The organism is Rhodococcus sp. BS-15, assembly GCF_000813105.1.
In the GTDB taxonomy this organism is placed as follows: Bacteria; Actinomycetota; Actinomycetes; order Mycobacteriales; family Mycobacteriaceae; genus Rhodococcoides.
Genome location: NZ_BAOX01000092.1, coordinates 1 through 15,772, shown reverse-complemented (window position 1 = coordinate 15,772; position 15,772 = coordinate 1). Strand labels below are relative to the sequence as shown.

Genomic DNA, 15,772 nt, shown 5'->3' with positions numbered 1-15,772 from the left:
CGAACGCGCGCGCATTCGCGGTCGATGCCTAGGCGACACCAATGGAGGTGACCGGAAATACGGGTCAGGCGTGCACGGCAACAGGCTTGTCGGCGGTGACTTTCACATCTTTCGGATTCGCGAGGACTGTTTGCGCGGAGCGTCCACGGAGGGTTACCGAATCACCGAATTCCCAACGATGGGCTTCGTCGTCTGCGGCACCGTCGACTGCCGTTTTGGACGCCAGGATCGCTCCTGGAGCGTTCTTCGCCAGTTCGGAGAGGCGAGCGGCCTCGTTCACGGGGTCTCCGATGACGGTGTACTCGAATCGGGACTTCGCACCGACGTTGCCGGCCACTGCGCGTCCCGCGGCGACACCCACAGCGGCACTGCATTCGGGGACTTCGACCACCAGCCGTCGGGCAATGGCTCGGGCTGCGGCCAACGCGGAGCCGCAGTGATCGGTAATTTCGTTGGGGGCCCCGAAGATTGCCAGCGCCGCGTCGCCCTCGAATTTGTTGATGAAACCGCCGTGTTCGTCGACCTCGTCGACGACTACTGCGAAGAACCGGTTGAGCAGATGCACGACCTCGGTGGGCGGCCGCGATGCTGCCAGCTCGGTCGAACCCACGAGGTCGATGAAGAACACCGCAATGTCGCGTTCGTGCCCGCCGAGTTCGCTGTCGGACTGCAACGCCTTCTCTGCAACTTCGTGTCCGACGTGTCGGCCGAACAGGTCGCGAATTTTCTCCCGATCGCGCACACCGTCGGCCATTCTGTTGAACCCACTCTGCAGCTCGCCGAGCTCGGTGCCGTCGTACACCGCGAGACGGACATCCATGTTGCCCTTCTCCACCTCTGCCATCCCCGCGCGCACGTTGTTGATGGGCGCGGTGGTTGCGAAGCCGCCGAGGACCGTCAAAGCGAAACCGAAGACAATGGTGATTCCGCCCAGCGCGAGGATGGACACGGCAAGTTGGTTGGCACTCGTCTCGGGTCGGAGGAAGCGGAAAACAGCGATCATCATGAGCCCGGAGACCGGAACGCCGGTTCCCAACAACCACGACAGAATGGAGCGACCCATGACGCCTGCTATCCGAATCCGTCGTGGGTCACCTGCTTCGAGTGCCCGAGCTGCAATGGGGCGGAGCGCGAACTCACTGAGCAGGTAGCTGAAGGCACAGACGACAGTGCCGCCCGCAGCGATCGTGAACGCGACCTTGGGGATCGCCTGAGGATCGATGATGCCGTCGATCGTGGTCAGCAGGATCAACGCACCGGTCCACAGAGCGACCTGCATACGTGTCAGTCGCCACGGCATGGCGAGGGTCGCGACCTGTTCGGACCGTGTGGGCTGGCGATCCTCGATGCCCCATCGCAGACTGCTCAGCGCGCTTGTGGTGCCCCAGACGACGCCGACCACGAAGGCGAGGAATACGTACACCGGCACGACGATGAAGTTGACCCACCAATAGCGATCCATTTTCAGGACGTCCGGGCCCGGAACGACGACGCTGATCAGAACGCCCACGATGACTGCGCCGATCAGGTTCGACAGGACCAGGAAGACGGTCAACAGCAGCTGAATTCGGATCCGTCGTCGACGTGGCGACTCGGAGGTGTCGCCGAGCAGTCGGGAACCCAGGGGAGCGGCAGATCGTCTCAATTGCGGCATGGTCGTCACAGACTAACGGGGCACCTGCCTTAAGGTGGTCGAGTGCGTCTAGTTATTGCTCGTTGCCAAGTCGACTACGTCGGCCGCCTCACCGCACACCTCCCGTCGGCTCGGCGTCTACTCCTTGTCAAGTCCGACGGATCGGTCAGCGTGCACGCGGACGACAGGGCCTACAAGCCGCTCAACTGGATGTCTCCGCCGTGCTGGACGGTCGAGACCACCGAGGGCGAGACGATCAAGTGGATCGTCACCAACAAGGCCGGCGAGGAACTCCGCATCACCATCGACGATGTCGAACTCGACTCGAGTCACGAGTTGGGTATCGACCCGGTCTGGTGAAAGACGGTGTGGAGGCACATCTTCAGGAGTTGTTGGCCGAGCACGTCAGCACCTTGGGCGACGGATACACGCTCGTACGACGCGAGTACATGACGGCCATCGGTCCGGTGGACCTACTGTGCCGCAACGCCGATGGCGGAACCGTGGCCGTCGAGATCAAGCGACGCGGTGAGATCGACGGCGTCGAACAGCTGACTCGGTATCTCGAGTTGCTCAACCGTGACCCGCTGCTGGCCCCGGTGAGCGGAGTCTTCGCTGCACAGGTCATCAAGCCTCAAGCGAAGACATTGGCCACCGACCGTGGCATTCGTTGTCTCACACTCGACTACGACGTCCTACGGGGAACCGACAGTACCGAGTTCCGTCTTTTCTGACGACGGTCGGCACGAATCGGCCCGTTCTCTACACTGGACGGGTGCCTCGTCGTAACCAACCCCGCCGACCGAATCGGAGCGGCCCGAGTGATCTCGGTCCGGCGACCGATTCCGTGCTGGGCGGCAACCGCGTCGAGGTCGGTCCGGACGGTGACACGTATACGACGCGGATGGTCCCGGGTGCCAAGGCCGTGAAGACCTATCGATGCCCTGGCTGTGATCACGAGGTGCGGCCGGGCGTCGCACATATCGTCGCGTGGCCGTCGGACGATTTCGGTGGTGCCGACAATCGCAGACATTGGCACACCGGATGTTGGTCCGGCCGAAACACGCGAGGCCTCACCCGCAGATGGTCGTAGCGGGGGAGGCCAGGCGCGGGACCTGCTGAATCAGGACGCCGAGTCGGCCGAGTCCTTCTCGTCCTCGGCCTTCGCGGCTGCCTTCTCTTCTTCCTTCTTCAGGATGGCCGTCGGGTCGGGATTGTCGAGCAGTTCGCTCTCGCGATTGACCGAGGCGAGCATCGCCGGAACCGAATCGAGCTGGCCCCGAATTCCGAGCAGCTGTGCCAGTACGCGACTGCGGAGCACCCGCAGCTCCTCGGCCAGTTCTTTGGAGTGCGCGATGCGACGCTCGGCCTGCTCACTCGCGGACTGAAGCCGTCGAGCAGATTCGGTCGTGGCTTCCTCGATGCGGCGAGCAGCATCGGCCTTGCTGGACGCTTCGAGTTCCTCGAGGGCAGTGAGCACCTTGGTGCGGCGCTCGGCCATCGTGATCTCGAAGTCTTCCTGAACCTTGGCGCGCTTGGCCTCGGATTCGGCAGCCAACTTGTCGCGCTCGGCCTGCGCGGCCTCGACCACTCGAGCTGCTTCGGTGCGCGCCTGAGCCATGGTCTGCTGGTGTTCGGCTTCGAGTGCCGTTCGGCGCTCTTCGAGTTCGGCCACCAGTGACTCGTGCCGTCCGCGCAGTCGGGCACTTTCTTGCTGCGCAACCGAAATCATTTCCTCGGACTCCGAGTGCGCCTTGGCCCGTACCTCGGATGCCTCGTCCGAGGCCAGCCGCAGCATGCGCGAGATGCGATCGCTCATCCCCTCCGCTGTGGTGGGCGGAACCGACAGGCGATCGATGTCCTTGCGCAGTTCGTCGATCTCGTCACGCGCGTCGTCGAGTTGCTTGGCCAGATCACGAGCCTGGGCTGCGGCAGCGTCACGATCTGCGGTCGTCAGCCGGAGCTCGGCGTCGAACCGCTCGAAGTAATTGGTGACTTCGTCGCGATCGAACCCCTTCCGGACGATGGAAAAGGGAAGTTGCACCGTGGAAGTGCGCTCATGATCGATGGCCATGGCCGTCAATTTACCGGTGAGTCAAGTAGAGAGCCATACGGCTCATTCACAGAGTTCGATCAGTGCGCGTCGGGGTTCGGTTCGACCAGTTCGATGAGCACGCCACCGGCGTCCTTCGGATGGACGAAGTTGATCCGAGAATCGGCGGTGCCGCGGCGCGGGGCGTCGTAGAGCAACCGAACGCCGCGAGCGCGCAGCTCGGTCGAGATCTCTTCGATGTCGGTGACGCGGTACGCCAACTGCTGCAGTCCAGGGCCGTTGCGTCCGATGAACTTGGCGATGGTGGACGACTCGTCGATCGGCGCGAGCAACTGCAGTGCGGCGGACTTCTCGGTGGCGCCGGGGAACGAGAGCATCGCCTCGCGAACACCCTGCTCCTCGTTGATCTCCTCGTGCACTGCAACCATGCCGAGGTGGTCGGTGTACCAGGTGATGGCAGCGTAGAGATCGGGCACCGCGACACCCACGTGGTCGATAGCCGTCACCAGATCGGAGCGCAGTGGAGCTCCCGTGTAAGACTGCGTGCTGGAGGTCATGGCCATGACGTTAGCGCCAGCTGCGTTTCGGTGCTCCGCCCGGCCGGTATCGGTAGGGGGCGTCGGAGTGTTGATCTCGACAAGGCCGTCTTCATACTTTCGGAGGAAATCGTGACCACAACAGTCATCGTCGCCGGCGCTCGCACGCCCGTGGGACGTTTTTCGGGCGCACTCAAGGACTTCTCGGGATCGGACCTCGGCGGGATCGCCATCAAGGGTGCACTCGAGAAGGCCGGTGTCGCGCCGGATCAGGTCGACTACGTCATCATGGGCCAGGTTCTCACCGCTGGTGCCGGCCAGATTCCGGCCCGTCAGGCTGCGGTTGCCGCGGGCATTCCGATGACCGTGCCTGCCCTGACGATCAACAAGGTGTGCCTGTCCGGAGTCGACGCCATCGCACTGGCCGACCAGCTGATCCGCGCCGGTGAATTCGAGATCGTCGTCGCCGGTGGCCAGGAGTCGATGACCCAGGCACCGCACATGCTCGAGAAGTCGCGTGCCGGATTCAAGTACGGCGATGTCACCATGCGTGATCACCTGGCGTACGACGGCCTGTACGACATCTTCACCGATCAGGCCATGGGTGCACTGACCGAGCAGCGTAATCAGAGCACCGAGGTCATCACTCGCGAGGAGCAGGACACCTTCGCCGCCGCGTCGCATCAGAAAGCTGCTGCGGCCTGGAAGAACGGCGTCTTCGACGACGAAGTGGTCCCGGTGTCGATCCCGCAGCGCAAGGGCGAGCCGATCCAGTTCACCGCAGACGAAGGCATTCGCGCCGACACCACTGTCGACTCCCTCGGGAAGCTTCGCCCCGCCTTCGACAAGGCAGGCACCGTCACCGCCGGATCGGCGTCGCAGATTTCCGACGGTGCCGCCGCCGTCGTGGTGATGAGCAAGGAGAAGGCGGAGTCGCTCGGTCTGACCTGGCTCGCCGAGATCGGAGCCCACGGAGTGGTGGCCGGTCCCGACTCCACCCTGCAGTCGCAGCCTGCTCGCGCGATCGCCAAGGCATGCGAGAAGGACGGCATCGATCCGAAGGACCTCGACGTCGTCGAGATCAACGAGGCGTTCGCAGCGGTCGGAATCGCGTCGACGCGTGAGCTGGGCATCGATCCCGAGATCGTGAACGTCAACGGCGGAGCGATCTCGATCGGGCATCCCCTCGGCATGTCGGGAGCTCGCATTGCCTTGCATCTGGCTCTCGAGCTGCAGCGACGCGGCGGTGGAGTCGGCGCGGCCGCCCTGTGCGGCGGCGGTGGACAGGGCGACGCCCTCATCGTTCGAGTGCCGAAGCAGTAGGACTCGTAGTGGCTCTGGAGAAGAACTGAGACCAGAGCCACTACGTTCTGTCGTAGCAGACCGGGCACAATAGCGGGCATGACCAACTTCTTCGACCTGAGCAGCACCGCAAAACGATTCCGTTTCATCGCTGTGCTCGAAGCGTTCACCTGGCTCGGACTGCTGATCGGAATGGCCTTCAAATACATCCCCGCCGACGGCAACGAAATCGGCGTGAAGATCTTCGGACCGATTCACGGTGGGGTGTTCGTGGTGTACCTGGCCGTCGCCGTGTTGACGGCAGTGAAGCTCAAGTGGGACGTCAAGGCGACTTTGCTCGCTCTCGTCGCGGCGTTTCCCCCGTTCGGCACTGTCATCTTCGAGATCTGGGCTGCGCGCACCGGCCGTCTCGCCGAGCTGAGCACCGGCCGGCCCGCAGCCGATGCCAAGGTTCTGTCCTGACCTACCGGCACCGCCCGCCAGTGGATGACGCATCGTGTTAGTGACAAACTGTAGGGCGTGACTCGACCCGGTTCCCGTCCTCCCGCCCGCCCGTCAGCCGTCGTTCCCGCATCCATTGCCGGTGCCGTCGACCTGTCCGTTCTCAAGGACCGTCCGGCACCTGCACCCGCGGCCGAATCCGCGGGTGACGCGGGAGGACTGGCACCGATCGTGGACGTGACCGCGGCTACGTTCGAGGCCGAGGTTCTGCAGCGGTCCACCCAGGTACCGGTGATCGTCGACCTGGGTTCGGCGCGTTCGCCGCAGTCCCAGGCGTTGACGCGTCAGCTCGGACAGCTGGCCGTGGAAGCCGCGGGTACGTGGGTGCTCGCGCGAGTCGACGTGGACTCCAATCCGCAGATCGCGCAGGCGTTCGGTGTGAAAGCCATTCCGACGGTGGTTGCTGTTGCAGCCGGTCAGCCGCTGGCCGACTTCGAGGGAACGCAGTCGGACGAGCAGCTGCGTCAGTGGCTACAGGCCGTCGAGCAAGCGACTGCGGGAAAGCTCACCGGGCCTCCCGGGGCGGCCGCTGCAGAACCGGAACCCGAGATCGAGGACCCCAGAATCGTCGCCGCCGAAGAGGCCATCGACGAGGGCGATTTCGACAAGGCAGAAGCTGCCTACCAGGCCATCATCGACGCCGAACCGAAGAACACCGACGCCGTCGCGGCGCTGCGTCAGGTCAAATTCCTGGCTCGGGTGCAGAACATTGCACCGACGCCATCGAGATCGCCAACGCTGATCCCGCGAACGTGCAGGCACGGATCGAGGCCGCGGACGCCGAGATGGCGGCTCAGCAACCGGAGCAGGCGTTCGCTCGTCTGATCGACGGAATCAAGATCAGCGCAGGCGACGACCGGACCGCGTTGCGCACTCGACTTCTCGAGTTGTTCGAGTTGTTCGACTCGGCCGATCCGCTGGTGGTCTCCGCGCGGCGCAAGCTCGCGTCGGCCCTGTACTGACAGCGACGATCAGCTGTAGCGCGCGTCGCACCGTTCCTTGCCGCCGAGAACTCCCGAACGGAACGCATCGACTCGGGAGAAGCCCGACGGCAGCGTCGTACCGTTCACGTCGCTGGCGGCCAGGCCGTCGCTGAGCAGTCCGGAGACGGCTTCGTCGAGATCGCCGGGGGATAGCCAGACTTCGAGGTCCGTCGTTCCGCTCTCGACGCTCATCGCCGACGTGATGACCCCTGACAGGCAGGCCGAGCGCAGGGCGGCCTGCGGATCGTCGAGCGTCTGGCCTGCTTCCTTCTGCACCGCGAGCGTGTAGCGCGAGGCGAACAGCACGTAGCGCTGTAGTCGCCGGAAACGTTGAGTGGCAGGATGTCTCCGCGTCGGGGTGTCTCGGGCTGTCCAACTTCGGCCAGGTCCTCGACGTCGACACCGATGGTGTTGCTCGACGGGCAGTACGACACCGGCGCGGTCGCCTCGGCGTCGGAGCACCCGGTGTCCGAACCGGAGTAGTCGACTGTCGGCGGAACGGCGACGGGCAGCACCGTTTCGAAGGACTGAGTGAACAACCCGAGGGTGTCCTCGGTGACAGGTAGCTCACCGGAGTCGTCGGGGTCGCTGAACTTCTGCGGCAACGATGCTCGACGCGAATCGATCTCGGCCTCGTCGATACCGGTGCAGACTGCTGCGCCCTCGGTGAAGCCGAGCTGCACCGCGGTGACGCGCTCGAAGGCAGAGCCGTGTACCGATTCCGGATCGTTGGGGTCGACGTCGCGCACGGCGACAGTCGCAGCGAGGACGCCGTTGAGACCGTCCGAGGTGTTGATGGTGAAGTGCGGCGCATCGTCTTCGGCGACGTGGCGGATGAACGCACCGGCGAAGCAGTCGGCCTGTTGCTCGGCAACGATGGTCGGGGTGTCGTCGCCGACGAGACCCGATTGATGCTGGATGGCGTGACCGTATTCGTGGGCGATCACCATCACCACCGACATCGGACCGAACGCGTCGACGAGAGCCGGGAGCAGGATGGTTCGATCCCACCCGATCGAGTCGTCGCGAGTGCAGTAGGCGGCGTTGGGAATACCGCCGGTGCGGTCTCCGCAGAATCTGATGCCCGATCCCTCGTCCTCGGACGCGTCCCACGAGACGACCTTCGAGACCGGGGTGAACGTGCCCTTGAACAAGCTGGGGTACTGCTCGGCCCAGAACTGTTGGATGTCGTCGATCGCGTTCGTGGCGAGGATGTCCGAGTCGGTGCCCTCGGCGTTCTCCACGGTGATCGTCGAATCGGGGACATCGGGACGGGGTCCGCTGGGCCCGCTCGTGACCGGGAGCCCGGCGACGGTGAACGGGTTCTCGTAGATCGATACGGCGTTTCCGCTGACGGTCTGTGCGCACGAGGTCAGCAGGAGCAGCCCTGCAGTGGCGGCCGCGGCCAGTAGTCGGGGTGTGCGGCCGCCACTCATCTATCGCTCCAGTTTTATCCAGATCGCCCCGTTGGCGGGTAGGGCGACCTGGCCTGACGCCGGTCGTCCGTGCCACGAGTGCGATGTTGCCGTCACTTCACCCAGGTTGCCCACGCCGGAGCCGCCGTACTCCGTTGCATCGGTGTTGAGGATCTCGATCCAGCGGCCGGGTTCCGGTAGTCCCACACGATAGCTGCCGTGCTCGTTTCCGGAGAAGTTGAAAATACACGCGATGACCGAACCGTCGGATCCGTACCGCAGAAAGCTCAGTACGTTGTTCTCGGTGTCGTTGGCGTCGATCCACGAGTATCCACTCGGCGATGTGTCGAGTGTCCACAGTGCCGGGTGGGACTTGTAGGTCGAGTTCAGATCGGACACAAGGGTTTTGACGCCGTTGTGCAGAGGTTCCTCATCGATCTGGTACCAGTCGAGGCCGCGTTCCTCGGACCACTCACGGGTCTGTCCGAACTCCTGTCCCATGAACAGCAGCTGCTTGCCGGGGTGCGCCCACATGTACGCGAGCATGCCGCGCAAGCCGGCCGCCTTGGCGTAATCGTCGCCGGGCATCCGAGTCCACAGCGTGCCCTTGCCGTGTACGACCTCGTCGTGGCTGATGGGGAGCAGATAGTTCTCACTCCACGCATAGACCAGAGAGAAGGTGATCTCGTGGTGGTGGTAACTGCGATGGATGGGGTCACGCCCGAGGAAGCCCAGGGTGTCGTGCATCCAACCCATGTTCCACTTCATGTTGAACCCGAGTCCGCCGACGTTCGTCGGGCGGGTGACGCCGGGCCATGCCGTCGACTCCTCGGCCACGGTGACGACACCACGGTGCTTCTTGTGCACCGTCGCGTTCATCTCCTGCAGGAAGGTCACGGCCTCGAGGTTCTCGCGGCCACCGTAGATGTTCGGCGACCAGCCACCCTCGGGGCGGGAGTAGTCCAGGTACAGCATCGACGCCACGGCGTCGACGCGCAGTCCGTCGATGTGGAACTCGTCGATCCAGTACAGCGCGTTCGCGACCAGGAAGTTGCGAACCTCGCGTCGACCGAAGTCGAACACCAAAGTGCCCCAGTCGAGTTGCTCGCCGCGCTGCGGGTCGCCGTGCTCGTATAGCGGGCCGCCGTCGAACTGAGCCAGGGCCCATTCGTCCTTGGGGAAGTGGGCAGGAACCCAGTCGACGATGACGCCGATTCCGGCGCTGTGGAGATGGTCGACGAAGTAGCGGAAATCGTCGGGACTGCCGAAGCGCGATGTGGGTGCGTAGTAGGAGGTCACCTGGTAGCCCCAGGACCCACCGAACGGATGCTCGGCGACCGGGAGCAGTTCCACGTGGGTGAAGCCGGTCTCGGTGATGTATTCGGCCAACTGCTCGGCGAGCTCGCGGTACCCCAAGCCCGGTCGCCAGGACGCCAGGTGGATCTCGTAGACGCTCATCGGTGCCTGCGTCGGCTCGATGCCGGCCCGGGTGTCGAGCCAGGACTCGTCGTTCCAGGTGTACGAGGACTCGGTGACGACCGAGGCCGTCGACGGTGGTATCTCGGTGGCGAAGGCCATCGGGTCGGCCTTGTCCTTGACCGAGCCGTCGGCACCGTGGACGCGGAACTTGTACAGCGCGCCCGGTGCGATGTCGGGAGCGAAGATCTCCCACACGCCGGTCGAGCCCAGTACGCGCATCGGCCAGCTGCGGCCGGTCCAGCCGTCGAAGTCGCCGACGAGCGTGACGCCCTGGGCCGCGGGGGCCCAGACCGCGAACGAGGTGCCGGTGACGGGGCCGTCCGGTGTTGCGTACGACTGTTGGTGCGCGCCGAGAATGTCCCACAGACGTTCGTGCCTGCCCTCGCCGAAAAGGTGCAGATCGAGTTCGCCGAGGGTGGGCAGGAAACGGTATCCGTCGGCAGATTCGGAGACGTGTCCACCGGGCCACGTCACCACGAGGCGGTAGTCGATCAGGTCCTCGAACGGGAGCAGAGCCGAGAAGGCTCCGTGCGCGACGTGGGTCAGCTCGTGGTCGACGCCACCGACGCGGGCGACGACCTTCTCGGCGTCGGGCTTGAGGGCGCGGATCGCCGTACCGCCCGGCACCGGGTGGGCACCGAGGACGGAATGCGGGTTGTAGTGCCGCCCTGCAGCGATGAGTTCGAGATCGTTGTCGGACGGGGCTGCGACGGTGTCTTCGGGCGTCGTCGGATTCTCGGTCACGTTGAATCCACTCACTTTCGGTTGCCGCGGTAGGCCAGTTCGATTCGTGCCGGGTACGGGATGTGGGGGAGCGTGAAGATGTGCGCCACCGACGTCCAGGGCTCGAGCCGGACGAAATTGGTGTGGCCCCAGTCGTAGTGGACGCCGCTCACTTCGTCCTTGATCGTGAGGGTGTCCTGCCAGTCGTGGCCGAGGGCAGGCATGTCCAGGTGGATCGTGCCTTCTTCGGCTCCGAAGGGATTGAGGTTGATCACCACCAGGATCGAGTCACCGGTCTGCGGGTCGAACTTGGAGTACCCGATCAGCGCCTCGTTGTCGATGGTGTGGAAGTGGATGTTGCGGAGCTGCTGCAGCGCCGGATGCGCACGTCGAATGGCGTTCAGCGTGGTGAGCCAGGGTTCGAGCGATTCGCCGCGGGCCAGCGCGCCCTCGAAGTCGCGCGGACGCAACTGGTACTTCTCCGAGTCCAGGTACTCCTCGCTGCCCTCTCGCACGGCTTGGTGTTCGAACAGCTCGTAGCCGGAGTAGACGCCCCAGGTGGGGGACATCGTCGCCGCGAGAGCTGCTCGGAGAGCGAACATTCCGGGCCCGCCGTGTTGCAGGCTCTCGTGCAGGATGTCCGGGGTGTTGACGAACAGGTTCGGACGCGCGTCGTCGGCGCGTCGAGCATGCTCCTCGGCGAACTCGGTCAGCTCCCACTTCGCGGTACGCCAGGTGAAGTAGGTGTACGACTGCGTGAAGCCGCGCTGCGCCAACCCGTACATGCGTACCGGGCGGGTGAATGCCTCCGCGAGGAAGAGCACGTCCGGGTCGGTCTTCTTGACCTCGGCGATGAGCCATTCCCAGAAGTCCGGCGGCTTGGTGTGTGGATTGTCGACTCGAAAGACCTTGACGCCCAGCGAGATCCAGTACCGGACCACGCGGAGCACCTCTTCGTAGATGCCGCGTCGGTCGTTGTCGAAGTTGACCGGGTAGATGTCCTGGTACTTCTTCGGAGGGTTCTCGGCGTAGGCGATCGTGCCGTCCGGCAGTACGGTGAACCACTCGGAATGTGTTGCAGCCCAAGGGTGGTCGGGAGCTGCCTGGAGAGCGAGATCGAGCGCCACTTCCAGGTTGTGTTCCTGTGCAGCGGCGACGAACGCGCGAAAATCGTCCTCGGTGCCCAGTTCGGGATGGATTGCATCGTGCCCGCCGTCCGCTGAGCCGATGGCCCAGGGCGATCCGACGTCCTCGGGACCGGGGGTCAACGTGTTGTTCGGGCCCTTGCGGTTGATTGTGCCGATGGGGTGGATCGGCGGCAGATAGACGATGTCGAATCCCATCCGCTCGATGCGGGGCAACTGCTCGATCGACGTTGCGAACGTGCCGTGCCGCGGCGAACCGTCTTCGTTCCACCCACCGGTCGACCGAGGGAAGAACTCGTACCAGGCACCGTTGAGTGCGACGTTGCGATCGACCCAGATGTTGACGGCGCGAGATCGAGTCACCAGTTCGCGCAGCGGATGAGCGAACAGCAAGTCTGCGACCGTCGACGCGAACGCCGAGGAGACCCGGGCAGGCAGCGGGCGGTCGGTGTCGCGCAGCGCGGCGGCGACATCGGCCAGCATCTGCCTGCTCTCGGCAGGAACGCCGGTGGCAGCCCGCAGGAACAACCGCGCCCCGATCTCGAGATCGTTCGCCAGTTCGTGAGCACTCTGGCCCACTCCGAGCTTGGCTTCGACGGCGTGACGCCAGGTGCTGATCGGATCGCTCCACGCTTCGATGCGGCAGATCCAGTAACCCGACCGAGAGGGGACGAACACCGCGTCGAACGTGTCGGGTTCGCGGCCCGGTGTCATCGGGATGCGTTCGAGTTTGCCTCCCGGTCCGCGCACCGACAGTGTCGCGGCCACCGCGTCGTGACCCTCGCGCCAGACGTCGGCGGAGACTGGAAACGTCTCGCCCACCACCGCTTTCGCGGGGTACTTCCCGGTCGTCGTATCTGGAAGGACATTGTCGATACCAAGTCGACCTGTCACTTCACACTCCATTCTTCGCTAGAGGTATGGCTGCGCGGGCGCAACCTCTGATCGAACCGATATTGGTGTGCTTCTACTTGTCAACCGTAGTGCAGCAATGCAGATGGCGCGTGCGCCGACGCATACTGCTCGCGATGAGCTGCGCAGCTCGGATTTCGTGTAAGCAGCCCTTCGACACAGGTGTCCGTGGGTAGGGTTCGACCCTGTGAAAGCTTTGCGCCGATTCACCGTCCGAGCCCACCTTCCCGTCCGCCTGAATGCCCTCGCCGAGCTCTCGACAAACCTCAGGTGGTCGTGGCACTCGTCGACGCAGGATCTGTTCGAGCACATCGATCCACTGTTGTGGACCGAACTCGAGCGCGACCCGGTGGCCGTACTGGGAGCCGTCGCATCTGCGCGTCTCGAGGAACTCGCGGCCGATGAGCGCTTCCTGGCCGAGCTGGACGCCGCCGAGGCGGATCTGCACGACTACCTCGCCCGCCCGCTCTGGTACCAGAACGAGCTGGCCGAGGGACGTGCTCTGCCGTCGGGCATCGGTTATTTCTCGATGGAGTTCGGTGTCACCGAGGTGCTGCCGAACTACTCCGGCGGGCTCGGAATCCTGGCCGGCGACCACCTCAAGGCTGCCTCCGACCTGGGACTGCCGTTGATCGGTGTCGGATTGCTCTACCGCTCGGGCTACTTCCGCCAGTCGCTGACTGCCGACGGCTGGCAGGCCGAACGCTATCCGTCCCTCGACCCGCACGGTCTGCCGCTGCGGTTGCTCACCGACGACGGCGACTCTCCGGTGCTGATCCATGTGTCGATGCCCGGATCTCGGGTTCTGCGGGCACGGGTGTGGATCGCCCAGGTGGGACGCGTCCCGCTGCTGCTGCTCGATTCCGACATCGCCGACAACGACCCGGAGCTGCGTGGGGTGACCGACCGGCTGTACGGCGGCGACCAGGATCACCGCATCAAGCAGGAGATACTCGCCGGTATCGGTGGAGTTCGAGCGATCCGGGCCTACACCCGTGCACACGGGCTGCCCGATCCCGAGGTGTTCCACATGAACGAGGGCCACGCAGGCTTCCTCGGTGTCGAACGCATCCGCGAACTCGTCACCTCGGGAACCCTGGACTTCGACGCGGCGCTGGCGGCGGTGCGAGCCGGCACGGTCTTCACCACCCACACCCCCGTCCCAGCCGGAATCGACCGGTTTCCGGCCGATCTGGTGCGGCACTACTTCGCGAGTGCGGACGGCGGCGCGGACTCGGCACTGCTGCCGGGGTTGCCGATGGATCGAATCCTCGCCCTCGGCGGCGAGAGCGACGCCTCGGTGTTCAACATGGCGCACATGGGCCTGCGCCTGGGGCAACGCGCCAACGGGGTGTCGAAGCTGCACGGCATCGTCAGCCGCGAGATGTTCAACGACCTGTGGCAGGGCTTCGATGCATCCGAGGTGCCGATCGGATCGGTCACCAACGGCGTTCACGCTCCGACGTGGTCTGCCCGGGAATGGGCGGAGGGGGAGTCGGGGCCGATGTCCTCGGACCAGGTGTGGTCCACGCGCAACGCCCTGCGAGCGCAATTGGTGGACGAGGTGCGGCGTCGGGTGCGACGCTCTGCGCTCGAACGCGGCTCGACCGAGGCCGAGATCAGTTGGACAGCAAACGTTTTCGATCCCAACGTACTGACCGTCGGATTTGCTCGACGGGTACCGACGTACAAGCGCCTGACCCTGATGCTCCGCGAACCCGAGCGACTGCGCGCCATGTTGCTCGACCCGGTTCGCCCGGTCCAGTTGGTGGTCGCGGGCAAGTCGCACCCCGCCGACGACGGCGGAAAGGCGCTCATTCAGCAGATCGTCAGGTTCGCCGATCAGGCCGACGTACGGCACCGCATCGTGTTCCTGCCCGACTACGACATGTCCATGGCGCGATTCCTGTACTGGGGATGCGATGTGTGGCTGAACAATCCGCTGCGACCGCTCGAAGCGTGCGGCACCTCGGGCATGAAGTCGGCGCTCAACGGCGGCCTGAACCTGTCGATCCGCGACGGGTGGTGGGACGAGATGTACGACGGGGAGAACGGCTGGGCCATCCCCACCGCGGACGGCGTCACCGACGACAACCGCCGCGACGATCTCGAAGCCGCTGCGCTCTACGAACTGCTCGAGCAGGCGGTACTACCCAAGTTCTACGACCGCGGGGACGACGGTGTGCCGAGCCGATGGATCGAAATGGTGCGCCACACAATCGAGCACTTGGGCCCGAAAGTGCTGGCGTCGAGAATGGTTCAGGACTACACACTGGGCTACTACGCGCCCGCAGCAGAATCCGGTCGCGCGGCCTCGGCCGATGATCACCGCGGCGCCACGGACGTCGCGTCGTACCGCCGCCGCGTCGAACAGGCATGGGGCGCAGTGAAAGTCACCCGCGTCGACAGTGACGGTCTGCCGGACACCCCGGTGATCGGTGCCGAGCTCTCGCTGCGCGCCAACGTCGATCTCGGTGGACTGGACGCGTCGGACGTGGTGGTGCAGGCGGTCGTGGGACGCGTCGACGCGGAGGAGAACCTCACCGACATTCGCACGACGGCCATGACACACGTGGGAACCGACGGCGGCGAGCACGTGTACGCAGGCGAGACGCGGCTACCGCACAGCGGCACGGTGGGATACACGGTGCGGGTGCTTCCTCATCACCGCGGTCTGGCCTCGGATGCCGAGCTCGGTTTGGTGGCGACTGCCTGAGGGGCAGCTACTTTCCGGCCAGACGGGTGAGGGCCTTGCGGACCACCTCCGGGTCCGAGGTCTCCCAGAACGGCGGCAGCGAGGCCCGCAGGTAGCCGCCGTACCGGGCAGTGGCGAGCCGCGAATCGAGAACGGCGACAACACCTTTGTCGTCGACGCTACGGAGCAGTCGGCCGACGCCTGCGCCAGCAGCAGGGCCGCGTGGTTTGCGGCGACCGCGAGAAAGCCGTTGCCGCCCCGGGATTCGACGGCCTGCTGCCGGGCCACCGCAGTGGGTCGTCGGGCCGCGGGAACGGGATGCGGTCCAGGATCACCAGGCTCAGCGACGGGCCGGGGACGTCGACGCCGCCACAGAGACGCGTCCCGAACAGGGA

At 65.0% G+C, this 15,772-nt stretch carries 9 protein-coding genes and 4 pseudogenes; 6 read left to right on the top strand and 7 right to left on the bottom strand.

The window, feature by feature from the left end:
* Positions 1 to 64 precede the first annotated feature (64 nt).
* Complete coding sequence (locus RHBS_RS12880) at positions 65 to 1,654, bottom strand: adenylate/guanylate cyclase domain-containing protein (RefSeq protein ID WP_128645733.1); 1,590 nt, start codon at positions 1,652 to 1,654, stop codon at positions 65 to 67.
* Positions 1,655 to 1,696: 42 nt separating this feature from the next.
* On the opposite strand from RHBS_RS12880, the pseudogene nucS reads away from it, so the two are divergent.
* Positions 1,697 to 2,367 (top strand): annotated as a pseudogene (gene nucS, locus RHBS_RS12875) (endonuclease NucS).
* Positions 2,368 to 2,408: 41 nt separating this feature from the next.
* The gene (locus tag RHBS_RS30495; protein ID WP_037193364.1) at positions 2,409 to 2,726 is read left to right on the top strand and encodes a hypothetical protein; all 318 of its coding nucleotides are present in this window, start codon (positions 2,409 to 2,411) and stop codon (positions 2,724 to 2,726) included.
* A gap of 30 nt (positions 2,727 to 2,756) precedes the next feature.
* On the opposite strand, the gene RHBS_RS12865 is transcribed toward RHBS_RS30495, so the two are convergent.
* Together RHBS_RS12865 and mce are read right to left on the bottom strand one after the other, a co-directional pair.
* Complete coding sequence (locus RHBS_RS12865) at positions 2,757 to 3,707, bottom strand: hypothetical protein (RefSeq protein ID WP_128645732.1); 951 nt, start codon at positions 3,705 to 3,707, stop codon at positions 2,757 to 2,759.
* Between the two features lie 59 nt (positions 3,708 to 3,766).
* Positions 3,767 to 4,249 carry a methylmalonyl-CoA epimerase gene (gene mce, locus RHBS_RS12860; protein WP_374700590.1) on the bottom strand — a complete coding sequence of 161 codons (483 nt, stop codon included), beginning with the start codon at positions 4,247 to 4,249 and terminating at the stop codon, positions 3,767 to 3,769.
* A 105-nt stretch (positions 4,250 to 4,354) separates the two neighbouring features.
* Here mce and RHBS_RS12855 point away from each other — a divergent pair, with 105 nt between their 5' ends.
* The 3 genes and pseudogenes from RHBS_RS12855 (at position 4,355) to RHBS_RS12845 (ending at position 6,987) form a co-directional block, all read left to right on the top strand.
* On the top strand, positions 4,355 to 5,545 hold the full coding sequence (locus RHBS_RS12855) for an acetyl-CoA C-acetyltransferase (protein WP_128645730.1): 1,191 nt from the start codon (positions 4,355 to 4,357) through the stop codon (positions 5,543 to 5,545).
* Positions 5,546 to 5,614: 69 nt separating this feature from the next.
* Complete coding sequence (locus RHBS_RS12850) at positions 5,615 to 5,986, top strand: DUF3817 domain-containing protein (RefSeq protein ID WP_183130384.1); 372 nt, start codon at positions 5,615 to 5,617, stop codon at positions 5,984 to 5,986.
* A gap of 114 nt (positions 5,987 to 6,100) precedes the next feature.
* Positions 6,101 to 6,987 (top strand): annotated as a pseudogene (locus RHBS_RS12845) (tetratricopeptide repeat protein).
* Positions 6,988 to 6,996: 9 nt separating this feature from the next.
* On the opposite strand, the pseudogene RHBS_RS12840 reads toward RHBS_RS12845, so the two are convergent.
* From RHBS_RS12840 to RHBS_RS12830, 3 genes and pseudogenes are all read right to left on the bottom strand, one after another.
* A pseudogene (locus RHBS_RS12840) lies at positions 6,997 to 8,444 on the bottom strand (metallopeptidase).
* Positions 8,445 to 10,646 (bottom strand): 1,4-alpha-glucan branching protein GlgB, encoded by a 2,202-nt coding sequence (gene glgB, locus RHBS_RS12835; protein WP_128645729.1) that lies wholly within the window; start codon positions 10,644 to 10,646, stop codon positions 8,445 to 8,447.
* Positions 10,647 to 10,657: 11 nt separating this feature from the next.
* Positions 10,658 to 12,664, bottom strand: a complete 2,007-nt coding sequence (locus tag RHBS_RS12830; protein ID WP_128645728.1) for an alpha-1,4-glucan--maltose-1-phosphate maltosyltransferase — start codon at positions 12,662 to 12,664, stop codon at positions 10,658 to 10,660.
* 205 nt (positions 12,665 to 12,869) lie between these two features.
* On the opposite strand from RHBS_RS12830, the gene glgP reads away from it, so the two are divergent.
* The gene (glgP, locus tag RHBS_RS12825; RefSeq protein ID WP_128645727.1) at positions 12,870 to 15,398 is read left to right on the top strand and encodes an alpha-glucan family phosphorylase; all 2,529 of its coding nucleotides are present in this window, start codon (positions 12,870 to 12,872) and stop codon (positions 15,396 to 15,398) included.
* Positions 15,399 to 15,405: 7 nt separating this feature from the next.
* Here glgP and RHBS_RS12820 read toward each other — a convergent pair.
* A pseudogene (locus RHBS_RS12820) lies at positions 15,406 to 15,772 on the bottom strand (helicase C-terminal domain-containing protein); the annotation flags it as partial.

What these genes read in the sequence shown, in the direction of transcription:
- RHBS_RS12880 (WP_128645733.1), bottom strand. Translation starts at nt 1,654, where the DNA reads ATGCCGCAATTGAGACGATCTGCCGCTCCCCTGGGTTCCCGACTGCTC.
- mce (WP_374700590.1), bottom strand. Translation starts at nt 4,249, where the DNA reads ATGGCCATGACCTCCAGCACGCAGTCTTACACGGGAGCTCCACTGCGC.
- RHBS_RS12865 (WP_128645732.1), bottom strand. Translation starts at nt 3,707, where the DNA reads ATGGCCATCGATCATGAGCGCACTTCCACGGTGCAACTTCCCTTTTCC.